The sequence below is a fragment of the Paraburkholderia tuberum STM678 genome, assembly GCF_902833905.1.
Lineage (GTDB): Bacteria > Pseudomonadota > Gammaproteobacteria > Burkholderiales > Burkholderiaceae > Paraburkholderia > Paraburkholderia tuberum.
The window spans coordinates 1-319 of sequence record NZ_CADFGP010000207.1; the positions used below are offsets into that span (position 1 = coordinate 1).

The following is a 319-nucleotide window of genomic DNA, read 5'->3' on the forward strand; positions in this document are numbered from 1 at the left end:
CGGTTTCTCGGACGTCTCCGCGTCGGCCGAAAGCTGCTGCTGATTTATCTGCTCGACTTGAGCGCAGTCCTTTACATCAGCGGCATCCTGATCCGCGAAAAGTACATCGCAATTGACTTCTCCGACAAGGAGCTGATCGGGAATGCCTACGTCGCGGCCGTGCATGACGCGCTTATCGACTTCGCACTCGCGGGGGCTGGGCAGCCGCAGACTGCGGTCCAATTGAAGAGCACTGCTAGCAGACTCGACGACGCAGAGCGCCGCTTTGGCGCGAACATGCAAAGCGCAGTTATTAACGAACGGGTCCGCGATGCACTCG

The 319-nt window shown here is 58.9% G+C and carries 1 pseudogene; it reads left to right on the forward strand.

The window, feature by feature from the left end:
• A pseudogene (locus HWY30_RS40965) lies at positions 1-319 on the forward strand (sensor domain-containing diguanylate cyclase); the annotation flags it as partial.